Annotated in this window: 1 protein-coding gene; it reads right to left on the bottom strand. The window is 34.0% G+C overall.

What is annotated here, in order from left to right; translation table 11 throughout:
* Positions 1–121 precede the first annotated feature (121 nt).
* On the bottom strand, positions 122–350 hold a 229-nt coding region (locus tag RCF13_RS12760), incomplete at its 5' end, for a hypothetical protein (RefSeq protein ID WP_308141229.1).

The raw sequence follows: 350 nt of genomic DNA on the forward strand, positions 1-350 counted from the left end.
ACCTGCATATTATTTACTTCTGTTTTCATAGCCTCCATAGTTTGTGGTAAAGATTTAAACATGGCCTCTTCTATCTTTTTGATATTCGCTCTATTAAGTTCAATATTCACCTTGATCTTCATTACATCAAATCCAATTCCGTAGAGTATACTGAGCCATCAGGATTACGTGGTTTTCTAGTTCTGTGAATGGATTTTTTAATACCATCAACCTCCACGTATCCTTTGATTAATTCTCCTGGATAGATGTCTCCTTTGAATAGAGCCTTTCCAGTAAGCTCTACAACTTGTCTTTGTTCATTTAAAGTAGTTCTAGACTTTTCACTAAAGTTACATTTACCATCAAAGATT

This window comes from Stenotrophomonas maltophilia group sp. RNC7 (assembly GCF_030910085.1).
Classification (GTDB): Bacteria; Pseudomonadota; Gammaproteobacteria; order Xanthomonadales; family Xanthomonadaceae; genus Stenotrophomonas; species Stenotrophomonas sepilia.